At 66.5% G+C, this 26857-nt stretch carries 23 protein-coding genes, 1 tRNA gene and 1 other RNA gene; 8 read left to right on the forward strand and 17 right to left on the reverse strand.

Features of this window, described 5'->3' with window-relative positions; all coding sequences use genetic code 11:
• Nucleotides 1–145: 145 nt before the first annotated feature.
• The 8 genes from DL899_RS11950 to DL899_RS11985 form a co-directional block, all read right to left on the reverse strand.
• A tRNA-Ser gene (locus DL899_RS11950) sits at nucleotides 146–235 on the reverse strand.
• A gap of 71 nt (nucleotides 236–306) precedes the next feature.
• Nucleotides 307–1023: an alanyl-tRNA editing protein gene (locus DL899_RS11955; RefSeq protein WP_111734595.1), complete on the reverse strand. Its 717-nt coding sequence runs from the start codon at nucleotides 1021–1023 to the stop codon at nucleotides 307–309.
• Nucleotides 1020–3488 carry a DUF3772 domain-containing protein gene (locus DL899_RS11960; RefSeq protein ID WP_111734596.1) on the reverse strand — a complete coding sequence of 823 codons (2469 nt, stop codon included), beginning with the start codon at nucleotides 3486–3488 and terminating at the stop codon, nucleotides 1020–1022. The genes DL899_RS11955 and DL899_RS11960 overlap by 4 nt, the downstream gene beginning before the upstream one ends.
• Nucleotides 3485–4516, reverse strand: a complete 1032-nt coding sequence (locus DL899_RS11965; RefSeq protein WP_111734597.1) for a cysteine synthase A — start codon at nucleotides 4514–4516, stop codon at nucleotides 3485–3487. The genes DL899_RS11960 and DL899_RS11965 overlap by 4 nt, the downstream gene beginning before the upstream one ends.
• 58 nt (nucleotides 4517–4574) lie before the next feature.
• Nucleotides 4575–5699, reverse strand: coding sequence for an NUDIX domain-containing protein (locus DL899_RS11970; RefSeq protein ID WP_111734598.1), 1125 nt, complete (start codon nucleotides 5697–5699; stop codon nucleotides 4575–4577).
• A gap of 4 nt (nucleotides 5700–5703) precedes the next feature.
• Nucleotides 5704–6162 carry a TrgA family protein gene (locus DL899_RS11975; RefSeq protein ID WP_111734599.1) on the reverse strand — a complete coding sequence of 153 codons (459 nt, stop codon included), beginning with the start codon at nucleotides 6160–6162 and terminating at the stop codon, nucleotides 5704–5706.
• A gap of 109 nt (nucleotides 6163–6271) precedes the next feature.
• Entirely contained in the window at nucleotides 6272–7696 is a 1425-nt protein-coding gene (locus DL899_RS11980) for a cryptochrome/photolyase family protein (RefSeq protein WP_111734600.1), read from the reverse strand.
• A 27-nt stretch (nucleotides 7697–7723) separates the two neighbouring features.
• On the reverse strand, nucleotides 7724–8944 hold the full coding sequence (locus tag DL899_RS11985; protein ID WP_111734682.1) for an aminotransferase class V-fold PLP-dependent enzyme: 1221 nt from the start codon (nucleotides 8942–8944) through the stop codon (nucleotides 7724–7726).
• A gap of 171 nt (nucleotides 8945–9115) precedes the next feature.
• Here DL899_RS11985 and ssrA point away from each other — a divergent pair.
• From ssrA to DL899_RS12010, 5 genes are all read left to right on the forward strand, one after another.
• Nucleotides 9116–9467, forward strand: a transfer-messenger RNA (tmRNA) gene (gene ssrA, locus DL899_RS11990).
• A gap of 350 nt (nucleotides 9468–9817) precedes the next feature.
• Nucleotides 9818–10291 carry an SspB family protein gene (locus DL899_RS11995; protein WP_111734601.1) on the forward strand — a complete coding sequence of 158 codons (474 nt, stop codon included), beginning with the start codon at nucleotides 9818–9820 and terminating at the stop codon, nucleotides 10289–10291.
• A gap of 89 nt (nucleotides 10292–10380) precedes the next feature.
• The gene (fumC, locus tag DL899_RS12000) at nucleotides 10381–11772 is read left to right on the forward strand and encodes a class II fumarate hydratase (RefSeq protein WP_111734602.1); all 1392 of its coding nucleotides are present in this window, start codon (nucleotides 10381–10383) and stop codon (nucleotides 11770–11772) included.
• Nucleotides 11769–11948 carry a DUF4169 family protein gene (locus DL899_RS12005; protein ID WP_111734603.1) on the forward strand — a complete coding sequence of 60 codons (180 nt, stop codon included), beginning with the start codon at nucleotides 11769–11771 and terminating at the stop codon, nucleotides 11946–11948. The genes fumC and DL899_RS12005 overlap by 4 nt, the downstream gene beginning before the upstream one ends.
• Nucleotides 11945–12169, forward strand: coding sequence for a ribbon-helix-helix domain-containing protein (locus DL899_RS12010; RefSeq protein ID WP_111734604.1), 225 nt, complete (start codon nucleotides 11945–11947; stop codon nucleotides 12167–12169). Before DL899_RS12005 ends, DL899_RS12010 begins: the two co-directional genes overlap by 4 nt.
• Nucleotides 12170–12182: 13 nt before the next feature.
• Here the strand turns inward: DL899_RS12010 and hflX are convergent, their stop codons facing one another.
• The 4 genes from hflX to trkA form a co-directional block, all read right to left on the reverse strand.
• The gene (hflX, locus tag DL899_RS12015) at nucleotides 12183–13490 is read right to left on the reverse strand and encodes a GTPase HflX (RefSeq protein ID WP_111734605.1); all 1308 of its coding nucleotides are present in this window, start codon (nucleotides 13488–13490) and stop codon (nucleotides 12183–12185) included.
• A gap of 12 nt (nucleotides 13491–13502) precedes the next feature.
• Nucleotides 13503–13745 (reverse strand): RNA chaperone Hfq, encoded by a 243-nt coding sequence (gene hfq, locus DL899_RS12020; RefSeq protein ID WP_111734606.1) that lies wholly within the window; start codon nucleotides 13743–13745, stop codon nucleotides 13503–13505.
• Nucleotides 13746–13901: 156 nt separating this feature from the next.
• Complete coding sequence (locus tag DL899_RS12025; RefSeq protein WP_111734683.1) at nucleotides 13902–15419, reverse strand: TrkH family potassium uptake protein; 1518 nt, start codon at nucleotides 15417–15419, stop codon at nucleotides 13902–13904.
• A gap of 12 nt (nucleotides 15420–15431) precedes the next feature.
• A complete protein-coding gene (gene trkA / locus DL899_RS12030) occupies nucleotides 15432–16808 on the reverse strand; it encodes a Trk system potassium transporter TrkA (protein WP_111734607.1) in 1377 nt (458 codons plus the stop codon).
• Between the two features lie 101 nt (nucleotides 16809–16909).
• Between trkA and DL899_RS12035 the strand changes: the two genes are divergently transcribed.
• Both DL899_RS12035 and DL899_RS12040 read left to right on the forward strand, forming a co-directional pair.
• Nucleotides 16910–17380 carry a hypothetical protein gene (locus DL899_RS12035; RefSeq protein WP_111734608.1) on the forward strand — a complete coding sequence of 157 codons (471 nt, stop codon included), beginning with the start codon at nucleotides 16910–16912 and terminating at the stop codon, nucleotides 17378–17380.
• A gap of 85 nt (nucleotides 17381–17465) precedes the next feature.
• Entirely contained in the window at nucleotides 17466–18380 is a 915-nt protein-coding gene (locus tag DL899_RS12040) for a cyclase family protein (protein ID WP_162685568.1), read from the forward strand.
• 20 nt (nucleotides 18381–18400) lie between these two features.
• Here DL899_RS12040 and ntrX read toward each other — a convergent pair whose 3' ends face one another.
• The 5 genes from ntrX to dusB all read right to left on the reverse strand — a co-directional run bounded on the left by ntrX (nucleotide 18401) and on the right by dusB (nucleotide 25605).
• A complete protein-coding gene (ntrX, locus tag DL899_RS12045; RefSeq protein WP_111734610.1) occupies nucleotides 18401–19798 on the reverse strand; it encodes a nitrogen assimilation response regulator NtrX in 1398 nt (465 codons plus the stop codon).
• A 7-nt stretch (nucleotides 19799–19805) separates the two neighbouring features.
• Nucleotides 19806–22067, reverse strand: coding sequence for a sensor histidine kinase NtrY-like (locus DL899_RS12050; RefSeq protein ID WP_239494689.1), 2262 nt, complete (start codon nucleotides 22065–22067; stop codon nucleotides 19806–19808).
• Nucleotides 22068–22166: 99 nt separating this feature from the next.
• Nucleotides 22167–23540: a response regulator gene (locus DL899_RS12055; protein ID WP_111734612.1), complete on the reverse strand. Its 1374-nt coding sequence runs from the start codon at nucleotides 23538–23540 to the stop codon at nucleotides 22167–22169.
• The gene (locus DL899_RS12060; protein WP_111734613.1) at nucleotides 23540–24613 is read right to left on the reverse strand and encodes a two-component system sensor histidine kinase NtrB; all 1074 of its coding nucleotides are present in this window, start codon (nucleotides 24611–24613) and stop codon (nucleotides 23540–23542) included. The genes DL899_RS12055 and DL899_RS12060 overlap by 1 nt, the downstream gene beginning before the upstream one ends.
• Entirely contained in the window at nucleotides 24610–25605 is a 996-nt protein-coding gene (gene dusB / locus DL899_RS12065) for a tRNA dihydrouridine synthase DusB (RefSeq protein ID WP_275426794.1), read from the reverse strand. The genes DL899_RS12060 and dusB overlap by 4 nt, the downstream gene beginning before the upstream one ends.
• A 118-nt stretch (nucleotides 25606–25723) precedes the next feature.
• Here dusB and DL899_RS12070 point away from each other — a divergent pair, with 118 nt between their 5' ends.
• On the forward strand, nucleotides 25724–26854 hold the full coding sequence (locus tag DL899_RS12070; protein ID WP_111734615.1) for a bifunctional 2-C-methyl-D-erythritol 4-phosphate cytidylyltransferase/2-C-methyl-D-erythritol 2,4-cyclodiphosphate synthase: 1131 nt from the start codon (nucleotides 25724–25726) through the stop codon (nucleotides 26852–26854).
• The last annotated feature ends 3 nt before the right edge of the window (nucleotides 26855–26857 follow it).

The following is a 26857-nucleotide window of genomic DNA, read 5'->3' on the forward strand; positions in this document are numbered from 1 at the left end:
AAGAAACTGACAATCCGACAGCGCCGCTTGCAACATCAAAAACAGGCGGCATAATCAATCACACAAACGTGCCAGAGCCTCCAATCCGCAAACCGCTCTGATGTCCCATTTTATATGACGACGGACACCCGGTTTTATACCAAAGTGGCGGAGAGACAGGGATTCGAACCCTGGAGACGGTTTCCCGCCTACACACTTTCCAGGCGTGCGCCTTCGACCACTCGGCCACCTCTCCGGTGGCGCATGTTTAGCCGCGTGCATGCGGGCAGTTCAAGGTCTTTCTTGACCTCGCGCGGCGCCCCTCTGTCAGTCGTCCAGTCGCAGCGTCACGCGGCGGTTGCGGCGGCCCTTCTTTTCGATCTTGGCGATCCGCAGGTGTCCGATCTCGGCGGTGCGGGCGACATGGGTGCCGCCGCAGGGCTGCAGATCGACCTGTCGAGTGTCCTCGCCGATGCGGATCAGACGGATCCGCCCTGCCCCGCGCGGCGGCCTGACCGACAGGGTTTTCACCAGCCCCGGATTGGCGTCCAGTTCTGCCTCGTCGATCCAGTCCTCGCTCACGGCCAGGTCGAGATCGACAAACGCATTCAGCCGCGTCTCCAGCGCCTCCTTGTCGGCGGGTGGTTCCTCCATGTCGAAATCAAGCCGCCCGCGCCCGGCCCCGACCGATCCGCCGGTGACCGGCAGCGCCATCACCGCCGACAGCAGGTGCAGCGCGGTGTGCATGCGCATATGCGCGTACCGGCGGTCCCAGTCGAGCTGTTGCATGACCTCCGCCCCCACCGGCGGCAGCGTCACGGGTTCCGCCGGCACCAGGGCAATGGCGTCATCGGCCTTGACCGCAGTGGCGATTTCGACCTCGCCGCCGGCCCATGTCAGCCGCCCGCTGTCGCCCGGCTGGCCGCCGCCGGTGGGATAGAACAGCGTGGCATCCAGAACGATGCCGCCCTCTGGCGTGTGACCGGACACGTGCGCGGGCGCCTGCCCCCTGTAAGGGTCGTCACGAAACAGCATCCGTGTCATCGCCCGTCGGCCCCGCCATCTGCATCCTGGTCACCGGTGTTCGGCCCGATATCGTCTGCCGTCAGGTGGGCGCTGCTGTCCTCGCTGTGCTGGCCGCCGCCCTGCCCCTTGTCTTCTGCGGCCTTCGGTTTCGCGGCCGCCTGGTTCAGCGTCTCGGGATTGCGCAGCCACACGTCGCGCTGGGCAAAGGGTATCTCGATCCCCTCTTCGACAAAGCGGCGGGCGATTTCGTGATTCATGTCCGACTTCACGCTCAGCACATAGTTGACGTCGCGCAGGATGGCCCGGATTTCGAAATCCAGCGAATCCGCCCCGAACCCCTGGAACACGACATATGGCGGCGTCGACAACAGCACCATGGGATGCGCCTCGGCGATTTCCAGCAGGATCTTCTCGACCCTGTGGGTATCGGTGCCATAGGCCACGCCCACCGGCACGATCACTCGACCGATGGTGTTGCCGCGGGTATAATTAGTCACCCGCCCGCTGATCAGGTCCGAGTTGGGCACGATCACGTCAGACCGGTCGAAGGTCTGGATCACCGTCGCGCGAACCGAAATCTTGCCGACAGTGCCGTGTATGCCGCCGACCTCGATCCAGTCGCCCTCGGAAATCGGCCGCTCAACCAGCAGGATGATACCCGAGACGAAGTTGGAAACGATGGTCTGCAGGCCGAAACCGATACCAACCGACAGCGCACCGGCAACGATCGCAATCGACGACAAGTCCAGCCCGGCGCTGGTGATGGCGATGACCGCCGACAGGAAGATGCCGACATACCCCAGCCCCGCGATAATGGCGTTCTGCCCGCCCGGGTCGATCCGGGTCTTGGGCAGCACGGTATTGCGCAGCGCCCCCTGCACCAGCCGGGTCACGGTATAGCCGGCGACAAAGACAACGGCGAAGGTCAGGAACACCATGGGCGAGATGCGCACGCCGCCCACCTCGAAACCGGCCAGAACCTGTGACCAGAGTTCATTGAGATCGGCCGCCCGCGCGCCCCAGATCAGCGCCAGCCCCGGCAGCGCCAGCACCACCAGCAGGAACCCCAGCACCACCGGCACCAGCGATTCCGTCACCGCATCGCGGTTGTCGCTGACCAGCACGTACAGCTCGATCACCAGACGTTGCAGAACCGCAAGAGTGGCGATGACCATCAGCGTCAGCGCCGAGGGGAACAGCAGGTATTCCGCCAGTTTGACATAGCCTGCCGCCGCCAGCAGCGGCGCAACCACAGCCAGCACGATCAGCATTCTCGACAACAGCCGCGTGGTGCGCGTCCGGTGGTTCTTTTCACCCGACTGCTCGACATATGCGGCGACGTGACGGCTGAGCAGCTTGCCAAGCCGCCAGATCAGCAGGCTGGCCAGCAGCACCACGGGAAACAAGATGACGTTAAAGGCAGCGTCGGACCAGGCGAACGTCTCGGCCATCTGCTGCAGCAGGTAATAGACCGCGATGACCAGCCCCAGCGACGCGCCGTAGAACCTGCCGAGCCGGCGCGCGGTCTCATCCAGCTGCAGTTGCGGGCGCTTTGTATCGCCGGCGGGGAAAATCCGCGTCGCCAGCCAGCGCGCGACCAGGAACACCGCCGCCAGTCTTGGTAGCTCCAGCAGCAGCGCCTCGCTGCGCAGCCCCACCATCCCCGAGGCGAACGCCGCCTCGATCAACGCATAAAGCCCCGCCAGCGGCAGCACCAGGCTGCCCAGCGAGATAAAGAACGCCACCATCCAGCGCCCTGCGCTGTCGCGCCCGTTCATCACCCGGGCACTCAACTCGCGGCTCCAGATCCGTCCGCGCACCAGCAGCACCCCGCCGATCAGCACCAGCACCACGAACAGAGGCAGGTTTGCCTGGAACTCCTCTGCCTGCCGGGGGTTCTGCCAGCCCGACACCGCCTCGCCCTGCAGCGTTTCGGCGCTGCGTGACAAGGCCCTTGCCGCATCAGGCCAGTTCACCGGGTTGAGCGGCGAAGGCCCCAGTTGCACCAGTTCGTCGGCCTGCCGGCCGCGAATGATCGTGTCGATCGCGCGGATCAGGCCGTCAGCCCGGTTATAGGCCAGTTCCGCCTGCTTTGCCGGCGCTTCCAGCTCTCTCAGCCGGGTATTGAGGTTTTCGCGCTCGGCCGCGATCTCGGGCGCTTCGGCACCGTCCTCGGGCTTGGGCCCCAGCGCCTCGAGCTGACGGCGAACGGTCTCGATGGTGCTGGCATTGGCCGACTGCGCGCGTTGGAACACCGCCCGCCATGTCACCAGTTCCGAGCGCAGGGATTCGAACACCGCCGTCGAGGCGCGTGATGCCTCTACCGCCTCTTCGGCGCGGGCGGCGGTCTTTTCCCACAGGCCGTATTCGATGACCTGCTGTGGGGTCTGCTGCGCCGTTGCGGGCAGCGGGGCAAATCCGCCCAGCCCGGCGCCGAACACCAGCGCCAGAGCCAGACATAGGGCGCGGAGCTGTCGCGTCATTCGACAAACACCCCCGGGATGCTGCGCGGCGCGGAGGCCAGCCAACGCGGCGCCGGCAGGCCCTTTTCGCGCAGGAAATCGGGGTTGAACAGCTTGGACTGATAGCGCGTGCCATAGTCGCACAGTACGGTGACGATGGTGTGCCCCGGCCCCATCTCGCGCGCCATGCGGATCGCACCGGCGACGTTGATGCCCGACGAGCCGCCAAGGCACAGCCCCTCATGTTCAATCAGGTCAAAGATGATCGGCAGCGCCTCGTCATCGGGGATCTGCCAGGCCATATCGGGCCTGAACCCTTCGAGATTGGCAGTGATGCGCCCCTGCCCGATGCCCTCGGTGATCGAGCTGCCCTCGGCCGCGGCCTTTCCGTCGCGGAACAGGCTGAGCATCCCCGACCCCATCGGATCGGCCAGCGCCACCTTGACGCCGCGGGGCTGCAACGCCGCCGCCACGCCGGCGATCGTGCCGCCCGAACCGACGGCGCAAACGAAACCGTCCACGCGCCCAGCCGTCTGTTCCCATATCTCGGGGCCGGTGGTTTCGGCATGGGCCTGCCGGTTGGCGACATTGTCGAACTGGTTGGCCCAGACCGCGCCGGCGGGGTTTTCCTGCGCCAGTTGCTCGGCCAGGCGGCCCGAATAGCGGACATAGTTGTTGGGGTTCGAATAAGGCGCCGCCGGCACCTGCACCAGGTCGGCCCCCGCCAGGCGGATCATGTCCTTTTTTTCCTGGCTCTGGGTTTCGGGAATCACGATGACGGTGCGAAAGCCCATCGAGGCCCCCACCAGCGCCAGCCCGATACCGGTGTTGCCGGCCGTTCCCTCGACAATGGTGCCACCCGGTTTCAGCGTGCCGCGCGCCACCGCGTCGCGGATGATGAACAGTGCGGCGCGATCCTTGACCGACTGGCCGGGGTTGAGAAACTCGCATTTGCCCAGGATTTCACAGCCGGTTTCCTCGCTGGCCCGGCGCAGCCGGATCAACGGGGTGTTTCCGATCGCATCGGCCAGATCCTTTACCACACGCATCGCTTCCGATCCCCTTTCGCTACCGAGGCCCCAGCCATAAAACCCGCGCCCGGTGAACTCAACCCGCGGCCCTGAGGCGCGCGCGCTCGCGCTGCAGCCACAGCAGCATCAGCACCAGCGGCCCGATATTGATCTCGCCCGTTCCAATCAGCGCCATCGCCTGATCAAAGTCCAGCACATGCGTGCGGATATCCTCGTTTTCGTCCGCCAGACCGCCCCGGCCCTGCCCCGCCTGCGCCAGGTCGGCCAGACCAAGATAGCAGTGAAAGAACTCGGTCGAGCATCCGGGTGAGCAGTAATGGCTGGAGATGTGTTCAAGCGCGCGCAAGGTCAACCCCGCCTCTTCCTGCGCCTCGCGGCGGGCGGCATCCTCGGGTGTTTCGCCGGCATCGACATGCCCCGCCACCGGTTCCAGCACGAAAGGGCGTGGATCACCCCGCCCATAGGGGCCCATGCGGAACTGTTCAACCAGCAGCAGCCGGTCGCGCACCGGGTCATAGGGCAGCACTAGCGCGGCGTCGGTGGCGACGAATACCTCTCGCGTCAGCACCGGGCTCAGACCGCCGGCAAAGGTGGGGTGGCGCAGCTTGCACACCCGGGTCAGGTAAAAGCCGTCATGGGACGCGCGGCAGGATTTCGTTTCGACCTGCGCGCCGTCCATATCGCTGCGCACCTGCGCCGGCGCAGGTGCGGCGGCCGCTTTGGCGCGGGCCACGGCGCGCGACAGGATCATCGGCATGCGGGCGGTCAGGGCATAGGGGTCGGTCTTGTCGAAATGCTCCATGATCTCGGTGGCGGCGGCACAGGCGATGGCGCCCCAGCGCGCAGCCCACCCTTTGGCCTGCCATCCCGACTGGGGTGGGTGCGCTGCCCCTTCGGCCATAAAGGCCAGCGCCGCCATGCGCCCGGCGGCGGTTTCCACATGGCGCGGCACAGGGGACTGCCCAAGGGCCGAGGCAAAGAAACTCAGCCGCTCGAACGCATTCCCGGTGTCGTCCTCCAACAACAGCGCATCGGTCCGCGCGCCGGCCACCGGCACCAGCGGCGGAAAGCACAGATCATCCGCCGCGATGGCGGCATCGGGCACCGTTGCGGCGCTGCAATCATCCGCCGCGTCGCGCCCAAGGACCACCCGCATCAGCGGCGGCCACGCAAGCGGGCCGGTCAGGACGAGCGCGCGCATGGTCTCAACTGGTCCGCCGCGTGACCACCTCGGCCAGCAGCCCCACGAAGGCTGAGCCGCCGACCAGCAGCCAGATCAGCGGCCAGTAATAGACGTTGTTGGCGTATTCGAACGCGATCTGAAACATGCCGGTGATCGCCTCGACCGGGCCCTTGTAGCGTAAGTCCATCGAGCGTCCGATCATCTCGTAAAACGACAGCAGCAGGAACGCCCAGAAAAGCAGCGCAAAAAGCCCCGTCAGCCCGGCGCTGATCCCCTGCATATACCCCCGTCCCAGCCGGGTTCCTATCACCCACCAGCCGACCAGCAGCGCCAGACCGGCCGTGAACAGGCTGAAATGGCCGAAATCCATATCAACCGGCCAGCGGGCTTTTACGATGATGGTGGCGTACCAGGCCAGAGCCGCCAGCCCGATGGCCGCGATCAGCTTTCCGGCGGTGGGCATGCGTTCGGTGCTTTTCATGGCGGTTATCCGGGCCCTTGGGCGGTTTCTGGTGTCATCGCGCAGTTTCCGTCACGAAACGGCATGGCACAAGGGGTCTGATGGATTTTCCGCAGTGCCGGCCGCATGACTATCTTGGGCGGGCGTCATATGCCGCCAGCGCCCGTGCGCGCCCCTCTGCCAGGCCGACCATCGGCGCCGCCGGATAGGGTGCGTCGGGCCGCAACCCCCAGGCCGCGGGGGCCGCGTCGAAAAAGCCCAGCGCGGTTTGCGGCGGGGCGGTCTGCCCCTCGGCAATCCAGCGGCGGCGATAGGCGCCGCTGGAGTCGAACTTTGTCGCCTGGGTTTCGGGGTTGAAGATCCGGAAATAGGGCGACGCGTCGGGGCCGCAGCCGGCCACCCATTGCCAGCCCATGGCGTTGGCGGCCGGGTCCCAGTCGGTCAGGCATTGTGCGAACCAGTCCAGCCCTACTTTCCAGTGAACCAGCATGTGCTTGGTCAGGTAGGAAGCCGCGATCATGCGCGCCCGGTTGTGCATCTGGCCGGTCACGTACATCTGCCGCATGGCGGCATCGACCAGGGGCACGCCTGTGCGCCCCCGTTTCCAGCGCCGCACCGCCGCGCTGTCGGGGTCGGTCGACCAGGGGAATTCCTCCCACCCCTCGCGCCAGTTGCGGAGGTCGAGGCCGGGGAAATGATAGAGCAGGTGCCAGGCGAATTCGCGCCACGCCAATTGCCGCAGCCAGCTTTCGGCGCCCTGCGCGCCCTCGTTCAGCGCGCGCAGGGCCGCGTGCCAGCACTGGCGGGGCGATACCTCGCCCAGGCCCAGGTTCTGCGACAGGCCGGAACAGCCATCCTCGGCCATGCGATCACGGGCTTCGCCATAGCCCGCGATGGCCTCGTCCATGAACCAGTCCAGCCGCGCCCGCGCAGCCGCCTCGCCGACCCGCTGGTGGGGCAGACAGACTGCGGCCCCCGGCCCCATCGCCGCGCCCAGCCGCCAGTCGGACAGACTATCGCTGTCAGGCCAGTTGTCAGGGGGCGGGATGCCGCCCGGTTCCGCCATGGGCGCGGGCACATCGCGCCCCCGGATCGCCCGCCAGAAGGGGGAATAGACGCGGTAACAGCCACCGGCGCCGGTTTTGACCGTCCGTGGCTCGTGCAGCAGGTGGCCGGGGTGGCTGTCGGCCGCGATCCCGTCCGCACGCAGCATCGTCTTGACCGCCGTGCCGGCGGCAATGGCGCCGGGGTCATAGCCGCGCGTCCAGTGAACCGCGTCTGCGCCCGTTTCCCTGACCAGCGCGGCAAGAACGTCTTCCACCGGGCCGGAGCGCAGGATCAGCCGGCTGCCCCGCGCCTGCAACTGCCGTGACAGGTCGGCCAGGGATAGCCCCAGCCGCCACTTCGGCCCCGCCCCCAGCGTATCGACCTGCGCATCGCGGATAAAGACGAGGATGACCGGCCCGCCGCGCGCAATCGCGGCGCAAAGCGCGGGATGGTCCCCCAACCGAAGGTCGCGCCGGAACCAGACCAGCGTCGGGGGCGGTGCGGTCATCGCCCGGTCACCAGCCGGCCTGGCAAATCACAAGACCGCATCAAGCGCGTTCAGCAACTGGTCGATCTCGTCGCGCGTGGTGTAGTGGACAAAGCTCAGCCGCAGCACGCCCTTGTCGGGGTCGATCCCCATCGCTTTGAGCGGGCGTACACCGTAGAAATCGCCGCCCCCCGCCATGATGCCGTGCTCTGCCAGCCGCGCCGCCGCCTCTGCCCCCGGGCCTTGCAGTTCGACTGCGACGGTGGGCGCGCGCAGCGTCGCGTCACGCGGGCCGATCAGGCGCACATCGTTGCGTGCAGACAGGAAATCCAGCACCGGCTGCAAGAGGCTGATCTCATGCGCGCGAAACAGGTCATGCACGCCGCTTGTCCGCGTTGCGGCGTCCCCCGCTATGCGATGGTGTTCCGCAAGCGCATCGAAATAATCGGCAATCCCCGCACAGGCGGCCACCTGCGCATGGTCCGGCCCCGCCGGGGTGAATCGCTTGTAGAGCGTATCGGCGTTGAACCAGTGCGCCTGGTTGGGCAGCATCTGGCCCAGCTCGCGCCGGATGGTCATAATGCCCTGGTGCGGGCCATAGGTCTTGTAGGCGGAAAAGAGATAGATATCCGGTCCCATCTGGCCGGGGTTGGGAAAGCCGTGCGGCGCATAGGACACCCCGTCGACACAGACAAAGGCACCAGCGGCATGGGCGGCGGCGGTGATTCCGACCACCGGGTTGATCGCGCCGACGATGTTCGAGCAATGCGGGAAACACACCAGGCGCACACGCTCGTCCAGCAGGTTTTCCAGGTCCTCCAGCCGCAGCAGGCCGGTGTTGCGGTCGACGCGCCATTCGCGCACCTCGATGCCGCTGTCAGCCAGCCGCCGCCAGGGGCCTGAATTGGCCTCGTGGTCCTGGTCGGTGACGACAATGGCCTCGCCCGGGCTCATCCACTGGCGAAAGGCCTGCGCCAGCACATAGGTGTTCTGCGAGGTCGAGGGGCCAAAGCTCAGCTCATCGGTCGCCACCCCCAGCATCGCCGCCAGGCGCGTGCGGGCCTCGTCCATCTCTTCGCCGGCCAGGCGGCTGGCATCAAAGGGGCCATAGGGCTGCACCTTGCGCTGGCGGTAATACCGATCCAGCCGCGCGATCACCGGCGCGCAGGTATAGGACCCGCCGGCATTCTCAAAAAATGCCTGCCCCGCAAGCGATGGTTCGGAGAAGGCGGGAAACTGCCCCCGCACGAAATCGGTGTCCAGCGCCACGGTCATGTCATCCCCCATACCCGGTTTCAGCGATACAGAAACAGCAAAGCCCCCGGGCTGCAACACCCGGGGGCCGGATTGCCCCTCTCTGCCGCAGTGACAGCCTCTTTGTCCGCGCATCAGCCCCCGGGGTGCCCACGCTGCCACGTTCCTGCATCGTTCCGTGGCTTTACCCTTTGCAAACGCCTTTGCAGCCCCTATATTCGGCATGTTCCTTCGGGGACTATGGACATAAACGCGCTCGTAATAAGCGGATCGGACCCGGGGGCGGTACCCGGCGGCTCCACCAAACACCCGGTCGTTGGCGGGTCATGGGGCCGAAACAGGATCGACGAACGTCTAAAGGGGTTTGCTTTGTCTCGGTGAGGTACCACCGTTACCGGTCCGTTAAGCATAATTGCCAACGACAATCATGCTCCGGTCGCTGTTGCTGCGTAAGCAGTAACAAGACCGAAATCTGAAGCCCTTGCCTCTAGCCAGGTAAGGCGGGGTTCGCAGGCACCCGGCAACAGAAGCCTGCACTTTCCCCTCACCTGCCTGCATCCGCGCACCAGTTGCCGTGCCAACGGCGTTGTCGATGGTGATTCTCGGCCTGCCGGCCTGTTTTCCCCCGCACCGGCCGATCGCGCTTGCCATTTCGCACCGTTTCGGAAAAAAGTCATGCAGCCGGCCTGTTGCCCGAAATGGCCGTTCTTGCGGCCTTGGCGGGCACGCTGGCGCGCCTGCCGCGCCTTCGGGTGGCGTGGGCGCCGGCGCCGATGACCCTCGCCGCAGCCGCCGGGGCATTTTTGATTTGACGCCGCACCGGCGGCGGTCTTTGTTAGGGACTAGACCAGCAGGCCGGCCACACCGCTGCCGGAACCGGGGGAATTCATGGATCGAGAGATCGACTACGGAAAACTGATGCACAACGCCATGCGCGGCCTCATATCCGAGGTTCTGTCGCAGGTCCGCGATCACGGGCTGCCGGGGGCCCATCATTTCTTTATCACTTTCGACACCACCCACCCCGACGCCAGCCTCGCCGACTGGCTGAAAGACCGCTACCCGACCGAGATGACGGTGGTCATGCAGCACTGGTTCGACGATCTGGAGGTCGGCGCAGACGGCTTTGGCATCACGCTGAATTTCGGCGACGCGCCCGAGCGGCTGTATATCCCCTTTGACGCGATCAAGACCTTTGTCGATCCTTCGGTCGAATTCGGCCTGCGGTTCGAAAGCCATGACGAAGAAGACGAAGCCGGGATCGAAACCGAGGAAACCGCCGAACTCGCCGAAGATGTCGAGGAAGAGGCCGAAGAACCCCGCGACGCGGAAATCGTCAGCCTGGACAGTTTCCGCAAATAGGCCAAACCGGCCGTGTGGCCCGCGCGTCGCATTGAACTTTCCCGTTGAATGGCTATGACGGTGGCAAACCGATTTCAGGAGAGCCGCTGATGAGCCAGACCCGCACCGAAACCGACAGCTTCGGCCCCCTCGAGGTGCCCGCAGACAAGTACTGGGGCGCCCAGACGCAGCGTTCGCTGATCAACTTTCCCATCGGCTGGGAACGCCAGCCCGTCGCCATCGTGCGCGCGCTGGGGGTGATCAAGCAGGCCTGCGCCGAGGCCAACAAGGAACTGGGCAAGCTGGACGAACGGCGTGCCGACGCGATCACCGCCGCGGCGAGCGAGGTCGTGGCAGGCAAGTGGGACGACCACTTTCCGCTGGTGGTGTGGCAGACCGGGTCGGGCACCCAGTCGAACATGAACGCCAACGAGGTGATCGCCAACCGCGCCATCGAGATGCTGGGTGGCGAACTGGGCAGCAAGGACCCGGTGCACCCCAACGATCACGTCAACATGGGCCAGTCATCGAACGACACCTTCCCCACCGCGATGCATATCGCCACCGCCACCAGCGCCCGTGACGTGCTGCTGCCGGGGCTGGAAAAACTGCACGCTGCGCTGGTCGAAAAGGTCGCCGCCTTCGAGGGCATCATCAAGATCGGCCGGACCCACACCCAGGACGCCACGCCGCTGACGCTGAGCCAGGAGTTTTCCGGCTACGCGCATCAGGTCGCGATGGGCATCGAGCGGGTCAAGGGCGCGCTGGGGCGTATTTACGAATTGGCCCAAGGCGGCACCGCGGTGGGCACCGGGCTGAACACCGTCAACGGTTGGGATACGATGGTCGCGGCCAACATGGCGCGCATCACCAGCCTGCCCTTCGTTACCGCCCCCAACAAGTTCGAGGCGCTGGCCGCCCATGATGCCATGGTCGAGATGTCCGGCGCGCTGAAAACCGTCGCCGCGTCGCTGTTCAAGATCGCCAACGACATCCGTTTCCTGGGCTCCGGCCCCCGCTGCGGGCTGGGCGAACTGATCCTGCCGGAAAACGAACCCGGCTCGTCGATCATGCCGGGCAAGGTGAACCCTACCCAGTGCGAGGCGCTGACGCAGGTCTGCGCCCATGTCATGGGCAACGACGCCGCCGTGGGTTTCGCCGGCAGCCAGGGCCATTTCGAACTGAACGTCTACAAGCCGATGATGGCCTACAACGTGTTGCAATCCATGCAGCTGCTGGGCGATGCCGCGGGTGCCTTCACCGACAACCTTGTCACCGGGCTGGAGGCCAACAAGGAGCGGATCGAAAAGCTGATGCGCGAATCGCTGATGCTGGTGACGGCGCTGGCGCCCGAGATCGGCTATGACAACGCCACCAAGGTCGCCAAGACCGCGCACAAGAACGGCACCACCCTGCGGCAAGAGGCGGTCGCGCTTGGCTTTGTCGACGAGGAAACATTTGACCGCGTCGTGCGGCCCGAAAACATGATCGGGCCGAAATGAACGACAGGCCGGTCAACCTCAACCGTGTCCGCAAGGAAAAGGCGCGCACCGAGCGGCGCGCCCATGCCGACGAAAACGCGGTAAAGTTCGGCCGGACCAAGGCACAAAAGGCGCGCGAGGCGGCGGATGCCGCCCGCGCCGCCGCCCATCTGGACGGCTCGCGGCGCGAGCCATGACCACCCGCCCGGTCAAGCATTCGCTGACACTGCACGGCCACCGCACATCGGTATCGCTGGAACCCGCCTTTTGGGATGCCTTTCGCGAAATCGCCGCCGAGCGGGGCCAGCCGCTCAACGCGCTGGCCGCCGAGATCGACGAGGCGCGGGGGATGGACACAGGGCTTGCCTCGGCGATCCGTGTCTTTGTACTGGACCACTATCGCGCTCGCGCGCGCTGATCCCCGGCAACGGCTAGAGCCGGGCGAACTGCGCCTCTTGCCGGGCCGACCAGCGCACCGTCAGCACATACCCGTCTTCGCCCTGTTCCTCGGCCTCGACCAAGCCGTGATCGTATAGCCACGCCCGCCGCCGCCCATCGTCAAAGCCCAGCTTCACCTCGGCAAGACGGGTCGCGCCCGCAACGCCGTCGCGGATGGCGGCGGCCAGTGCCTCGATCCCCTCGCCGGTGGCGGCCGACAGCAGGCAGATAGTGGCGCCCTCCGCCCCGCGCGCGGCGCGGTTTTCCACCGCCTGCCGCGCCTCTGGCCCCAGCAGGTCGACCTTGTTCCACACCTCGATGCGCGGCACTGTCTGCGCCACGCCCAGGCTTTCGAGGATCGCCTCGACATCCGCCGCCTGTTCCTCTGTCTCGGGGTGCGAGATGTCACGCACATGCACGATCAGGTCGGCGGCTGTCACCTCTTCCAGCGTGGCGCGGAAGGCGGCGACCAGTTCTGTCGGCAGGTCGGTGATGAACCCCACCGTGTCGGACAGGATCACCTCTGTTCCCTGTTGGCCCGGCAGTTCGATCCGCCGCATCGTCGGGTCGAGCGTGGCGAATAGCATGTCCTTTGCCACCACCTCGGCCCCGGTCAGCCGGTTGAAGAGCGTCGACTTGCCGGCATTGGTATAGCCCACCAGCGCGACGATCGGGAACGGCACCTTGGCCCGCGCCGCCCGGTGCAGCGCGCGGGTCTTGACCACCTTGTCCAGCTGCCGGCGCAGGCGCACAAGCTGTTCGTCGATGGCGCGGCGGTCGGCCTCGATCTGGGTTTCGCCGGGGCCACCGACAAAGCCCAGCCCGCCACGCTGGCGTTCCAGGTGGGTCCAGGCCCGCACCAGCCGCGTGCGCTGATACGAAAGCGCCGCCATCTCTACCTGCAGCACGCCTTCGCGTGTCGCCGCCCGGTCGCTGAAGATTTCCAGGATCAGGCCGGTGCGGTCCAGCACCTTTAGCCCGAGCGCCTTTTCGAGGTTGCGTTGCTGAACCGGGCTGACAGCGCCGTCGATCAGCAGAAGGTCGATTTCATCGGCCTCGACGCGGGCGTGCATCTCTTCCAGCTTGCCCTTGCCGAAAAGCGTGCCGGGATGCGGGCGGGCAAGGCGCACCACATCGGCGCCGACGACCTCCAGCCCCGGCAAGGCGTGGGCCAGCGCCACCGCCTCGTCCAGGGCCAGCGCGGGGTCGCGGGCCGGGGTTCCGTTCTTGTCGGGTCTGCCGCGCGCGACATCCGGGTGCACCACCAGCGCGCGGGTGGTTTCCGGGCTATCGGCGTTCACACGGCCCCCGCGTCAGGTCGCCGCTTCATCCGCATCGTAAAGCGATACGGGCTGCGACGGCATGATGGTTGAAACCGCGTGCTTGTAGACCAGCTGGGACTGCCCGTCGCGACGCAGAAGAATGCAGAAATTGTCGAACCATGTGATCACGCCTTGCAGCTTGACCCCGTTGACCAGAAAGATCGTGACCGGGATCTTGGTCTTGCGGACCTGGTTGAGGAATGCATCCTGCAGGTTCTGTCTGTCTGTCGCCATCGTTCAAAAGCCTTTGTTCTTGCTGGCGCCGCGGGCCGGCGCACCCCTTTCGTTGTGTCAAGTATGGAGTGGCGCGGGCAGAGTTTCCAGCCCCAAAAATCCTAGCCGATTACAGGCTGCCGCCAGACGGTGGCGCGGCGGCAGGTAACGGATGCCTCAATCGCGCCACAGGGCCGGGTTCAGCAGCGCGATGATTGCCAGCGTCTCGAGCCGGCCAAGCACCATCGCGGCGCAAAACAGCAGCTTGGCCGGAACCCCGATCTCCAGCATGTTGATGGGGGTCTGCACCGCTGCCTGGGTCAGCGGCCCCGTCGTCGACAGCGCGGCGATGGCAAGGACCGTCGCCGATTCGATGTTTTGGCCGAACGAGGCGAACAGCACGGTCACCACCGCCAGCGACACCGCGAACAGCATGAAGAATATCCAGGCGACAAGCGCCCCCTCGCGGCGGATGCGACGGCCCGCCCGCCCTGCCCGGCCGACCGAAGAGGGATGCAGCAGGCGCTCCATCTCGCGCCGCCCGCCGAGATAGAGCGCATAGACCCTGAGCAGCTTGACCCCGCCGGCGGTGGTGGCGACGCCGCCACCGGTGACAGCCAGCCCCATCAGCACCAGCCCGGGCGTGCCCAGCCCCGACCAGTCGCGCGCGGCACCCCAGGCCGCGCTTTCGAACCCGGCAGTGGTCAGGAACGACAGCACCGTAAAGACCGTGCCCCACAGCGCCGCCGCTGCCTGGCCGACATTCTGCATCTCGTCGATATCGAAGGCGCCGATCCAGTGGCGCAGGAACAGGATCAACGCCACCCCCGCCACCATCCCCAGGCCAAAGCGCAGTTCAGGATCGTTTCGCAGCCCGGTCTGGGCAGCGGTCACCGTGTCGGACGAAAATGTCAGCCGCGACAGTGCAAAGACCAGGAACAGAAAGATCAGGCCCTCGCCCACCAGCCCGGCATTGGCATTCTGCAACCCGCCCACCGGGGAAATCCCGCTGGTCGCCAGCGTCGACATGGCATGGATGACGGCCACAAACGGGCGTTCCCCGCCGATCATCAGCAGCACCCACAACACACCTGTCAGCCCGGCATAGATCGGCACCAGCTGGGCGCTGGCGCGGCTGATGCGCCGGGCGGAACCGGCCCGGCGGAACTGGTCCAGACGCTGCGCGCTCTGCCCCGGTTCGGCCTTTGCCGTAACCTCGAAACCGCCCAGGTTGAGCGGTGCCAGAACCGCCATCGCCGACACCCATATGATCAGCCCGCCCAGCCAGCCCACGATCGCGCGCCACAGGTGCAGGCTGTCGGTCAGACGCCCCGGATCGGTAAACAGCGTCGCCCCGGTGGTGGTCAGCGCCGACACCATCTCGACATAGGCGTTCAGAAAGATCGTTGTCTCCAGCCCCTCGTAGAACGGCAGGGCCAGGAACAGGGGCAGCACGGTATAGCCCAGAAACAGGCCGGCCAGATTGCGCCCCCCCGATTCCACGCCGCGGCTGCCGTTGATGGCCAACCCCATCACCGTGATCACCACCAGCCCCAGCACCGAGGAATAAAAAAACGCGCGCGCAACGCTGTGGTCGTCATGGGCCAGCGCGTGCAGGGCCGGCACCAGCATTGCCAGCGAAAACAGCCCCGTAAGCAGAAGGCTGAGCGGCATGCTCAGGATGCGTGGGGCCATGATCATGCCACCTCAGAAAAAGTCTATCGAGACCTGCAGCAACTGCTCGACCCGGGCCACGTCCGCGGCCAGCGCAAAGATCACCACCACGTCGCCCGCCTCGATCTTCAACGAGCCGGCGGGCTTGATGATCTTGCTGCCCCTGCGGATGCTGGCAACCAGGACGCCCTCGGGAAAATCTATGTCGCGCAGCGCGCTGCCTGCGATGGTCGAGGTCGACAGCACCTCGGCCTCGATCACCTCGGCCTCGGCGTCGCCCAGCGAATAGACCGAATGCACCCGCCCGTGCCGGATGTGGCGCAGAATGGAACTGACGGTCATGGCGCGCGGGTTGATATAGGCGTCGATGCCCAGCGGGTCCATCAGCGGCAAAAGCGTCGGATCGTTGATCAGCGCGATGGCAAAGGGGCAGCCCTCGGCCTTGGCGCGCACCGCAGCCAGCATGTTGGTCTTGTCGTCGTCGGTCACGGTCAGGATCGCGTCGGCGCGGTCGATGCCGGCCTCGGCCAGCAGCGTCTCGTCCAGCCCGTCACCGTTCAGCACGATGGTGCGTTCCAGCGCCTCGGCGGCGATTTCGGCACGCTTGCGGTCGCGCTCGATCACCTTGGCGCGAACGTGGCGACCGCGCGTTTCCAGCGCCTGCGCCACGGCCAGCCCGATATTGCCGCCGCCGACGATGACCAGGCGTTCCTGCTTGTGGGTGGACTTTCCGAACACCTCCAGCGTGCGGGGGATGTCCTCGACCGGGGCAAAGAGATAGGCCTCGTCCCCGGCGAACAGCTGATCGCCCGCGTCGGGCGCGAAAAGCCGCCCCTCGCGCCGGATGCCGATCACGATCACCCGCAGGGTCGAAAACAGGTCGGTCAACTGCCTGAGCGGCGTGTTCAGCACCGGGCAGTCATCCTCCAGCCGCAGGCCCATCAGCTGTGCGTCGCCGTCCATGAATGTCTCGGTATCGAACGCCGCCGGCGCCGCCAGACGCTGCATCGCGGCCTCGGCGACCTCGCGTTCGGGGCTGATCACCACGTCGATGGGCATGTGATCGCGCCGGTAGAGGTCGGAATAGATCGCGTCGAGGTAGGATTGGCTGCGCAGGCGCGCGACCTTGCGCTGGATCGAAAACACCGAATGCGCCACCTGGCAGGTCACCATGTTGACCTCGTCCGAATAGGTGGCGGCGATGATCATGTCGGCGTCGCGCGCGCCCGCCCGGTCCAGCACGTCGGGGTAACTGGCAAAGCCCGCAATGCCCTGCACATCCAGCGTCTCGGCCGCACGCCGCACCAGATCGGCGTTGCTGTCGACCACGGTGACATCGTTCTTCTCGCCGCTCAGATGGCGGGCAATCTGCCAACCGACCTGGCCGGCGCCGCAGATGATGACCTTCATGGGTCTCGCCTCACAGCCTGTCCGGGACCGCTGCATGACAGAAGGGGCCGGACCGGTCAATTGAATTGTCGCCCTCGGCGTGTGGGGCTATCATTGCCGCCATGTGTTTCCATCGAGCAATCCTGCCGCTTTGCGCGGCGCTGGCGCTGACCGGGTGCCTGTCGATGCCGATCTATTACCGCGAGGGCGCCCAGGTGGCCCGGATCGAGCGCGACGACCTCGAATGCCGGATCGAGGCGCAGAATCGCGTGCCCCCACGTATGCGCAGCGACTACATCCCCCCGGTCTATGACGAACGTCTGGCCTGCAACGCGGCCGGGACCTGCACCATGGTCCGCTTCATGGTTTCGCCCGGCCACTGGGAACGATACGACGCCAACGAGGGGCTACGCACCGAGGCCGTGCAGCAATGCATGGCCGACAAGGGCTACGCCCGCATCAGCCTGCCGATCTGCACGGGCGATGTGGCGCGACAGGCCGACCGCACCCCAACCAGTGTTCAGCCCGCTATCACGCCCGACGCCTGCATCCTGAAACTGGGCTCGGGCCGCTATCAGATCGTCACCCCCTGACCCCGCGACACCGGATCCAGGGTTGATCGACAGGGCGGGCATGGGGTCTACTCGTCCTCGAAACAGGTGGCGGAGGAGCGAACAGATGACAGGATTTCGAACCGCACTCATCCTGTGTCTATGCCTCGCGGGGCCTGCCAGCGCGCAGGACGCCCCGTCGCGCTTTGGCGTGCAGGACCGCATCGGCGCATCGGTAATGATGACCGAATCGAACGCCATCCAGGCGGCCAACATCATCCAGCGCGGCCGGGTCGTCAGCCTCGGGCGCGACTATCGCTCCGACATGCCCCAGACGCCAGGGCAGGATCTGCGGCTGACGCAGATCCGGGTGCGCCACGGCGATACCGCCCGGATCGACAGCCAGATCGACGGGCTGACGGCGCATTCGGGTACCCGGCTGGTCGGGCTGGGGCATATCGGCGCGGCAGACGGCGATGGCGGGCCGATACGGTTCTACAACGGACTGACGGCCGAGGATGACATCCCTGGCGAGTTGGGGGTCGAGCGCGTCGCGCCCTTCTTTACCCGTGGCATCCTGATCGACATTGTCAGCCTGCGCGGCGGCCCGATGGCGGCGGGTGACGAGATCACCGTTGCCGATATCGAAACCGCGCTCGACTGGTTCGGCATCGACCCGCCCGGCAATGGCGACGCGGTGATCCTGCATACCGGTTGGGGGCAGCACTGGATCGCCGACAACGACACTTATCTGTCGGGCAGCCCCGGCTTGGGGCACGAGGCGGCGCAATGGCTGGTCGAGCAGGACGTGGCCCTGATCGGCATCGACAGCTGGAACGTCGAGGCCCTGACACCAGACGCCCCCGCCGGCGCGCAGCCGGTTCATGTGAGACTGATCACCGATTCCGGCGTCTTCGTGCACGAAAACCTGGAAACCGAGCGCCTGATCGACGCCGAGATCGCCGAATTCGCCTATATCTTTGCGCCGGTGCCGATTGTCGGCGCAACCGGTTCCATCGGTGCGCCGCTGGCAGTGTACTGAGCGGCGCGCCCTGCCCCGGTTCAGCCCGTGCTTTCCGCGTCGGCCTGGCGCGACCCCTTCTGTCCGGTCACGACCCCCAGCGATTTCAGCTTGCGGTGCAGCGCGCTGCGCTCCATCCCGACGAATTCGGCGGTGCGGCTGATATTGCCGCCGAAACGGTTGATCTGGGTGACGAGGTATTCGCGTTCGAACGCCTCGCGCGCCTCGCGCAGGGGCAGTGTCGCCACCGTGCCCGACAGCACCACGCGCCCATCCTCGGCCGGCGCCCCGGTTTCGCCCGGCAGTTCGCGCGCCTCGATCTCGCCGGTGGAGTCGCCCAGGATCAGCACCCGTTCGATGACGTTTCTCAACTGGCGCACATTCCCCGGCCAGTTCATCGTTTGCAGCAACGCCGCCGCCTCTTCGCTCAGCGGGCGCAGGGGCAGGCCCTGTTCGCGGTTGAGCTGCTCGATGAAATGTTCCGCCAGCGTGGGGATGTCCTCGCGCCGTTCCTCCAGGCCCGGCACGGCGATCGGCACCACGTTCAGGCGGTGAAACAGTTCGCGCCGGAAATTCCCGGCCCCGATCTCGGCCTCAAGGTCGCGGTTGGTGGACGAAATCACCCGCAGATCGACCTGCACCTTGTCGGCTCCGCCCACCCGCAGAAAGGTCTGATCCACCAGCACCCGCAAGATTTTCGACTGCGTGCCCGGCGGCATATCCGCCACCTCGTCGAAATAGATCACCCCGCCATTGGCCTCTTCCAGCAGGCCCGGCTCGACACCGCGTTCTTCGCTTTCGCGGCCGAACAGCACCTCTTCCATGCGGTCCGGCTCTATCGAGGCGCAGGCGACCGACACGAACGGCCCGTCGGCCCGGTTCGAACGGGCGTGGATGTACCGCGCCGCCAGTTCCTTGCCACAGCCCGACGCGCCGGTCAGCATCACCCGGCCGTTGGACTTGGTCACCTTGTCGAGCTGCCCCACCAGCATGCGAAAGGCGGGGCTTTCGCCCAGCATCTCGGCCGGCTCGGCGCCGCGCCGCTTGAGCGCGATGTTTTCGCGCCGCAGGCGGCTGGTTTCCATCGCCCGGCGGATGACCACCAGCAACTGGTCGATGTTGAAGGGCTTTTCGATAAAGTCATAGGCGCCCTGCTTGATCGCCGCGACGGCGATCTCGATGTTGCCATGCCCCGAGATGATGACGACCGGTACATCCGGGTAGTCGCGCTTGACGATCTTGAGGATGTCGATGCCATCCATGGTGCTGTCTTTCAGCCAGATATCGAGGATCAGCATCCCCGGTGGCTCGGCCGCGATGGCGGCCATGCATTCCTCCGAACTGCCCGCAAGGCGGGTGGTAAAGCCCTCGTCCTCCAGGATGTCCGAGATCAGTTCCCGGATGTCCCGTTCGTCGTCGACGATCAGAATATCGCTCATCTTAACCTCATACCGCCTGTTTATCCCTGTTTTCCGCCGCCGCCAGCGGCAGACGGATCACCGCCTGCGCACCGCGATGGTCACCCGCCGGCGTGCCGGGCGCAAAGGGCGGCGCGTCTTCCAACGCCAGTGTGCCGCCATGTTCCTCGATGATCTTCTTGACGATGGGCAGTCCCAGACCGGTGCCCTTTTCGCGCGTCGTCACGTATGGTTCGAACAGGCGCGAACGGTCCTCGGGCAATCCGATGCCGTTGTCGGCGATGGTGATCACCGCCTTGTCACCCTCGATCCGGCTGGCCACCCTCACACAGGGTTTCAGCCCCTCTGGTGCGCCTTTTTCCTGCAGACTTTCAATGGCTTCGCCTGCATTCTTCAACAAGTTCGTCAACGCCTGACTGATCATGGTCGCGTCGATATCGGCCAGGATTTCGGGCGCGCCATAGTCGGTCTCGAACCGCACATCGGGCTGGCCCGCCTCTTGCAGGGTCACCGCCTCGCGCAGCAGCGTGGCCAGGTCCTGCTGGCTTGTCTGCGGCTCGGGCATGCGGGCGAACTTGGAAAATTCGTCGACGATACGGCGCAGGTCATCGGTCTGGCGCACGATGACGCCGGTCAGCTGCTCCAGGTCGGCGGCCTGGGTTTCGTCCAGCACGCGGCCGAACTTGCGCGCGATGCGCTGCGCCGACAGCTTGATCGGGGTCAGCGGGTTCTTGATCTCATGCGCGATCCGGCGGGCCACGTCGCCCCAGGCGGCCATTCGCTGGGCCGACACCAGATCTGTGACGTCGTCAAAGGCAACGACATAGCCCTCGCGCCGGCCATCCTCGTTCATCCGGGTCGACATCCGCACCAGCAGATGTTCCATCCGGTCGCCGCGGCCGACCTTGATTTCCTCCTGCACGAAACCGCCGGAGCTGCCCCTGAGCCGCTCGAACAGCGGCCCGAACTCGGGCACCGCCAGGCTGAGCGACACCAGTTGCCGGTCGCCATGCCAGTCAAGCAGCCGCTCGGCGGCGCGGTTGACGAATGCGACCCGCCCGCCCGCATCGAGCCCCACAACCCCCGATGACACCGACCCCAGTACCGAATCGAACAGCCGCCGGCGCCGTTCGATCTGTTCGGTATTAGCCAGAAGGTGATCACGCTGGCGTTTAAGTTGCTTGGTCATCTGGTTGAAATAGCTGGACAACATGGCGATTTCATCGTCGCCACCTTCCTCGTGCACCCGCACGTCCAGGTCGCCTTCACCCACCCGCTGGGCGGCGCTGGTCAGCCGGCCCACGGGCCGCGACAGGCGTTCGGCAAACCACATTCCCAGCCAAACCGCCGCCAGGATCAGGATCACCGCGAAGCCGACATAGACCAGCCCGAATTCGAACAGCAGCCTGCCCCGCTCGCTTTCGCGCTGGTTATAGAATCGCGCCGTTTCCTGGGTTTCATCGAGCAGGTTCAGAATGGCGCCGTCGACCTCGCGGCTGACATAGAGAAAGCGATCGGGAATTTCCGCCAGCGGCAGCAGCGCGCGGAACTCGTTATTGTCCCAGTCGCGGATCACCAGCACGCCATCGGCGAGGGCCTGTTCGATCTGGGCGCGGCTGGGTTGCTCGTAGTCGAACAGGTAGGACCGTTCGCCGCGGGCACGGATGTCGCCAGTGCCGTCGATGACATAGGCCTCGCGCAGGCCACGCTGGATTTCGCGCTGGCCACGCGACAGGATCTGCCGGATCTGGCCGTCATCCAGAAAGACCGCCGCGCGCTTGGTCGCGTCGATCAGCGAGGCCAGCGCACGCGCATCCGTCACCAGGTCGCGGCGGTGTTCCTCTTCATAGGCCTGGGCGGCGCCGACCGAGTTGTCGACCACCCGCCCGACCCGGTCGGAAAACCACGCCTCGAGCCCCATGTTGACCGAGAGCGTGGCAAAGACCGCGACCGCGATGGTGGGCAACAGCGCCATACCGGCGAACACGCCCGTCAGGCGCAGGTGCAGGCGCGAGCCCGCTGAATGCCGCCGCCGCGCCGCGATCATCCGCATCAGTTGCTGCACCACCAGCGCGGCAACGATGATCACATAGACCAGATCGCTGAGCAGCACGATGCGCAGCACGTCCGATGACGACCCCTCGTCGAGGGGGCCCATGACGAGGTAGGTGAGCAATGCCAGGACCGGCCCCAGCACCACTAGGCCCAGGGTCGCCAGCGTCCGCACCCGGCGTTGCCGGCGCAACCGGCTCACGGTTTCCCATGAAAACTGCCGTGTCCCTGTAGCCACGGACACCCCCCATCAAATTGTATGCCGTGTGCGGTTGCCCGCTATATCTGCCCCTGCGCAGCGTATTGGCCCCATTCGGCCACAGGGTCTGTTGCAGTTTTACATCAACTTGCGGCGGCGTGTCACGCGAATATCCAGATCGGTGATCTTCTTGCGCAGGGTATTGCGGTTGATGCCCAGCAGGGCGGCGCATTTCGCCTGGTTTCCGCCGGTCGCATCCAACGCGATCTCGATCAGCGGCTGTTCGATTTCCCGCAGGATTCGGGCATGCAGACCCGGCGGCGGCAGGGTGTTGCCGTGCAGATCGAAATAGCGCCGCAGATGCCCCGCGACAGAGGCCGACAGGCTTTCACCGCCATTCGCCACGGCCAGCGGCGCGGCCCCCGGCTGACCGGATAGCGCCGCCTCGACCTCGGCGCGGGTGATTTCGTCCCCCCGCGCGGTCAGCCCGGCGCGGGCCACGAAATTCTGCAGCTGGCGCACGTTGCCGGGCCAGCCATAGGCGCGCATCAGCTCGATCGCCCCCTCGGACAGCGTTGTGGGCCGCTGGCCAGCGCGCTCTGCCTCGGCCAGGAAATGCGTCGCCAGCAGGGGGATGTCATCGATGCGGGCGCGCAGCGGCGGAACCTCGACCACCCCGCCCGACAGGCGATAATAGAGGTCGGGACGCAAACCCGCCTCATCCGCCGAGCCAACCTGCGCGCCCTGGCTGGTGGCCATGAAGCGCGGCGCGTGTTCGCCCGGCGCGTCGATCATCCACACCGCACGCGCCTGGAATTCGGGGGCGAAATCGCCGATCCCGTCAAAGACGATGCTGCCCCCGCGCGCCCGCGTCAGCAGCCGGGCCGGACCGTCCGCGTCGATCAGGTCCGCCGGCGCCACGACGACAAACGGCAAGGTGCGCCGATCCGACAGATCGTGAATGGCGCGCGCAATCAGCGATTTACCGGTGCCCGATTCGCCGCTGATCAGAACCGGCAGATCGCTGCTCAGCAATCTCGCCACCACCCGGAAAAGTGTCTGCATCGCCGGGGTGCGCCCGATCAGCGGCAGCTCCTCTGGTGGCATGTCGTCGGTGGCGGCGGCAGCATCGGGCGTCGACCTGCGTTCGCGGGCCTCCAGCGCGCGGGCGGTGCGCTTCATCAGTTCGGGCAGGTCGAACGGCTTTGGCAGATAGTCGAAGGCGGCGGCCTCTTCGGCGCGGATCGCGGTCATGATCGTGTTCTGGGCCGAAATCACGATCACCGGCAGGCCGGGCCGGTCGGCGGCGATCCGGGGCAGCATTTCCAGCCCGTTGCCGTCAGGCATCCGCACATCGGTGATCACCGCGTCGCCGCGACCCTCGGCCACCCAGCGCATCAGGGTGGTCAGCGAACTGGTGGCGTGCACCCGACAGCCGGCCCGCGTCAGCGCCTGGGTCAGCACGGTGCGGATGGTGCGGTCGTCATCTGCGACCAGAACGGTTCCGTCCATCAGCCCTCCTCCGTCTTTGCGGCCAGCGGCAGCGAGACGCGGAACACCGTCCGCCCCGGCACCGACGAGACCGCGATCCAGCCATCATGATCCGAAACGATCCGGGCGGCCAGCGCCAGCCCCAGCCCGGTGCCGTTCTCGCGCCCGGAAACGAAGGGGTCGAAAACGTCCTCTGCGATGTCGGGCGGCAGGCCCGGACCATCGTCGATGACCTCAACCTGCAGCGGCAGCGACCTGCCCGGCCCCTCGCCGCCGCGCCGCCTGAGCGAGGGTTCGTAATAGCTGTGCAGGATGACGGTGCCGCCGCCCTCGCCCGCCGCCTCGGCGGCGTTGCGGATCAGGTTGGAAAACACCTGCAGCAACTGGTCCGCATCCCCGCAGGCGGGCGGCAGCGAGGGGTCGTAATTCTCAATGATGCGCATATGCGCCGCCACCCCCACTGCGGCCGAGCGCCGCGCGCGATCCAGCACGTCGTGGATGTTGATCGCCTCCATGCGCGGCTCGGTCATGTTGCCGAACTGCTCGACCTGTTCCAGCAGGGCCACGATGCGCCGGCTTTCGCTGACGATCAGGTCGGTCAGTTCGCGATCCCCGCCCGACAGCGACATCGACAGCAGTTGCGCCGCCCCGGTAATGCCGGCGAGCGGGTTCTTGATCTCGTGCGCCAGCATATCGGCCATGCCGATGGCGGAGCGCGCGGCGGCCCTGACCGACTGGCCCTGGCTGACGCGACCGGCCAGTTCGCGCGGGGAAATCAGCAGGATCATGTGACCGGCCTCACCCGTCAGCGGCGCGATCTGCAGATTGCACAAAAGCGGCGCGCGCTCACCCGTGCCGACATCGACATCGTTGACGAAAAGCGGCGCACCATCGCGGCGCGCGCGCGCCAGCGCGTCGTCCAGCGGTGCATCGACCGCCAGCCTGTCCCATATCGGCTGCCCTTTCAGCGTGCGGGCAGAGGCCATCATGAACCCTTCGGCAGCGGGGTTGATGCGCACGATGTGATCATCGGCATCCAGCACCAGCGTCGGCACCGGCAGCGAGGTCCAAACCGCGTCTTCGTCCTTGTTCACGCTGCCACCCTTTCGCTTTGGCCAAACACCTCGGGCAACAGCCGCAGCACCTGCGCCGGTGACGGGGCCGTCAACACCTGGCGGCGCAACCCCGCATCGGCACCGGCGGTATCCATGTACCATCCCAGGTGCTTTCGCGCGACGCGCCCGCCCAGGTCAGAGCCGTAAAAGCCCAGCATCGCCTCGTAATGATCGGCCACCATGTCGGCCAGTTCCGCGCCTTGGGGCACCCTTGGCGCCGGGGCACCGAACAGCACATGCGCCACCTCGGCCAGCAGCCAGGGCCGGCCCCGCGCCGCGCGCCCGATCATCACCCCGTCCGCGCCCGACTGCGCCCGCGCCCTGGCCGCGCTGACCGGCCCGGCGATGTCGCCATTGACGATCAGGGGGATGCGCACCGCCTCGCGCACGCTTGCAATCGCCGTCCAGTCGGCCTGTCCGGTATAGAACTGACAGCGCGTGCGGCCATGAACGGTGATCATCGCCACGCCTGCCGCCTCGGCCCGCTGCGCGATCAGGTGCGCGTTGTGGCTGTCGTCGTCCCAGCCCAGCCGGGTTTTCAGCGTCACCGGCACCGAGACCGCGCCCACCACCGCCTCTATCAGGCGCAGCGCATGGTCGGGGTCGCGCATCAGCGCCGAGCCGCTTGCGCCCGCTCCGGTCGCCGATGTCACCTTGCGCGCCGGACAGCCCATGTTGATGTCGATGATACGCGCGCCCATGTCCTGGGCCATGCGGGCGGCCTCGGCCATCCAGTAGGCTTCGCAACCGGCGATCTGCACCGCCGTACCGGCCGCGCCCGGCGCCAGTTCGGCCTTTTCGCGCGCACCAGGGCGGGCCTGAACCATCTCCTGGCTGGCAATCATCTCGCTCACGACCAGCCCGGCGCCAAAACGGGCCACCAAGCGGCGGAACGGCAGATCGGTGATGCCCGCCATCGGGGCCAGAAAAACGGCCGGGGCAAGCGCGGTATCGGCTAGCGTGACGGTCAAATGCCCAATCCTTGTGCAATCTTTTCTATCTATGCCCATGACAGGCAAAGAGCAACGGCCCGGCAGGGGGCATGGCAGGCATATTGCAACCGCCGGCCCGGCCAAGCTATCAGGGCGCATGAACATCGCCGCCATCATCGTCGCCGCCGGGCGCGGCAGCCGCGCCGGGCGCGAAACCCCCAAGCAGTGGCAATCGCTGGGCGGGCGCCGGGTGATCGACAGGACGCTGGCCGCCTTTGCCGCCGTGGGCGCGGTGGGCCGCGTGGTGGTGGTCGTTCACCCCGACGATAGGAACCGGATCACGCCCGAGACGGGCATCGAGGTGGTCGCGGGCGGCGCCACGCGCGCCGCATCGGTGCGCAACGGGCTGGAACACCTGGGCGGCTCGGGTATTACCCATGTCCTGATCCACGACGCCGCGCGCTGCTGTATCCACCCGGGGCTGATCGAGCGGGTGATCGCCGCGCTTCAGGCGGGCGCCCCCGCCGCCGCGCCGGCGCTGCCGGTTACCGATGCGCTCTGGCGGGGCGAGGATGGGTGCGTCACCGGCACCGCCGACCGCGACGGGCTCTTTGCCGCGCAGACGCCGCAGGGCTTTGCCTTCGACGCCATTCTTGCCGCCCACCGCAGCCATGGCGGCACGGCCGCCGACGATGTCGCCGTTGCCCGCGCCGCCGGTCTTGAAGTCGCCATCGTCGAGGGCGATACCGATAACATCAAGATCACCCACCCGGGCGATTTCGCCCGCGCCGAAAGGATCCTTTCCGTGACGGACATACGCATCGGCACCGGTTTCGACGTTCACCGTTTCGGCCCCGGCGATACGGTCACGCTGTGCGGCGTCGCTATCGCGCATGATCGCGGGTTGCAGGGGCATTCCGACGCCGATGTCGGGCTGCACGCGCTCACCGACGCGATCTATGGCGCGCTGGCCGAGGGCGATATCGGCCGCCACTTCCCCCCCTCCGACTCGCAGTGGAAAGGTGCCGACAGCGCGCTGTTCCTGCGCCACGCCGCCGGGCTGGCGCGCAAAAGGGGCTATCGCATCGGCAATATCGACATCACGCTGATCTGCGAGCGGCCAAAGATCGGCCCCCATGCCGACACCATGCGCACCCGCGTGGCCGAAATTGCCGGAACCGAGCTGAGCCGTGTCTCGGTCAAGGCCACCACGACCGAGCGCCTTGGCTTTACCGGCCGCGAAGAAGGCATCGCCGCGCAGGCGGCGGTGTCGCTGATCACGGCATGAGGA

Origin of the sequence: Roseovarius amoyensis (genome assembly GCF_003260265.1) — a bacterium.
GTDB lineage: Bacteria > Pseudomonadota > Alphaproteobacteria > Rhodobacterales > Rhodobacteraceae > Roseovarius > Roseovarius amoyensis.

Excerpts from the sequence above, each read along its gene's own strand:
- DL899_RS12055 (WP_111734612.1), bottom strand. The coding sequence starts at position 23,540 with ATGGACGGAACCGTTCTGGTCGCAGATGACGACCGCACCATCCGCACC.
- DL899_RS11995 (WP_111734601.1), top strand. The coding sequence starts at position 9,818 with ATGGATCGAGAGATCGACTACGGAAAACTGATGCACAACGCCATGCGC.
- DL899_RS11970 (WP_111734598.1), bottom strand. The coding sequence starts at position 5,699 with ATGCGCGCGCTCGTCCTGACCGGCCCGCTTGCGTGGCCGCCGCTGATG.
- hfq (WP_111734606.1), bottom strand. The coding sequence starts at position 13,745 with ATGGCGACAGACAGACAGAACCTGCAGGATGCATTCCTCAACCAGGTC.
- DL899_RS11975 (WP_111734599.1), bottom strand. The coding sequence starts at position 6,162 with ATGAAAAGCACCGAACGCATGCCCACCGCCGGAAAGCTGATCGCGGCC.
- DL899_RS12025 (WP_111734683.1), bottom strand. The coding sequence starts at position 15,419 with ATGGCCCCACGCATCCTGAGCATGCCGCTCAGCCTTCTGCTTACGGGG.
- trkA (WP_111734607.1), bottom strand. The coding sequence starts at position 16,808 with ATGAAGGTCATCATCTGCGGCGCCGGCCAGGTCGGTTGGCAGATTGCC.
- DL899_RS12035 (WP_111734608.1), top strand. The coding sequence starts at position 16,910 with ATGTGTTTCCATCGAGCAATCCTGCCGCTTTGCGCGGCGCTGGCGCTG.
- DL899_RS12010 (WP_111734604.1), top strand. The coding sequence starts at position 11,945 with ATGACCACCCGCCCGGTCAAGCATTCGCTGACACTGCACGGCCACCGC.
- DL899_RS11980 (WP_111734600.1), bottom strand. The coding sequence starts at position 7,696 with ATGACCGCACCGCCCCCGACGCTGGTCTGGTTCCGGCGCGACCTTCGG.
- DL899_RS12040 (WP_162685568.1), top strand. The coding sequence starts at position 17,466 with ATGACAGGATTTCGAACCGCACTCATCCTGTGTCTATGCCTCGCGGGG.
- fumC (WP_111734602.1), top strand. The coding sequence starts at position 10,381 with ATGAGCCAGACCCGCACCGAAACCGACAGCTTCGGCCCCCTCGAGGTG.
- DL899_RS12070 (WP_111734615.1), top strand. The coding sequence starts at position 25,724 with ATGAACATCGCCGCCATCATCGTCGCCGCCGGGCGCGGCAGCCGCGCC.
- DL899_RS11960 (WP_111734596.1), bottom strand. The coding sequence starts at position 3,488 with ATGACGCGACAGCTCCGCGCCCTATGTCTGGCTCTGGCGCTGGTGTTC.
- DL899_RS11965 (WP_111734597.1), bottom strand. The coding sequence starts at position 4,516 with ATGCGTGTGGTAAAGGATCTGGCCGATGCGATCGGAAACACCCCGTTG.
- DL899_RS11955 (WP_111734595.1), bottom strand. The coding sequence starts at position 1,023 with ATGACACGGATGCTGTTTCGTGACGACCCTTACAGGGGGCAGGCGCCC.
- ntrX (WP_111734610.1), bottom strand. The coding sequence starts at position 19,798 with ATGAGCGATATTCTGATCGTCGACGACGAACGGGACATCCGGGAACTG.
- DL899_RS12005 (WP_111734603.1), top strand. The coding sequence starts at position 11,769 with ATGAACGACAGGCCGGTCAACCTCAACCGTGTCCGCAAGGAAAAGGCG.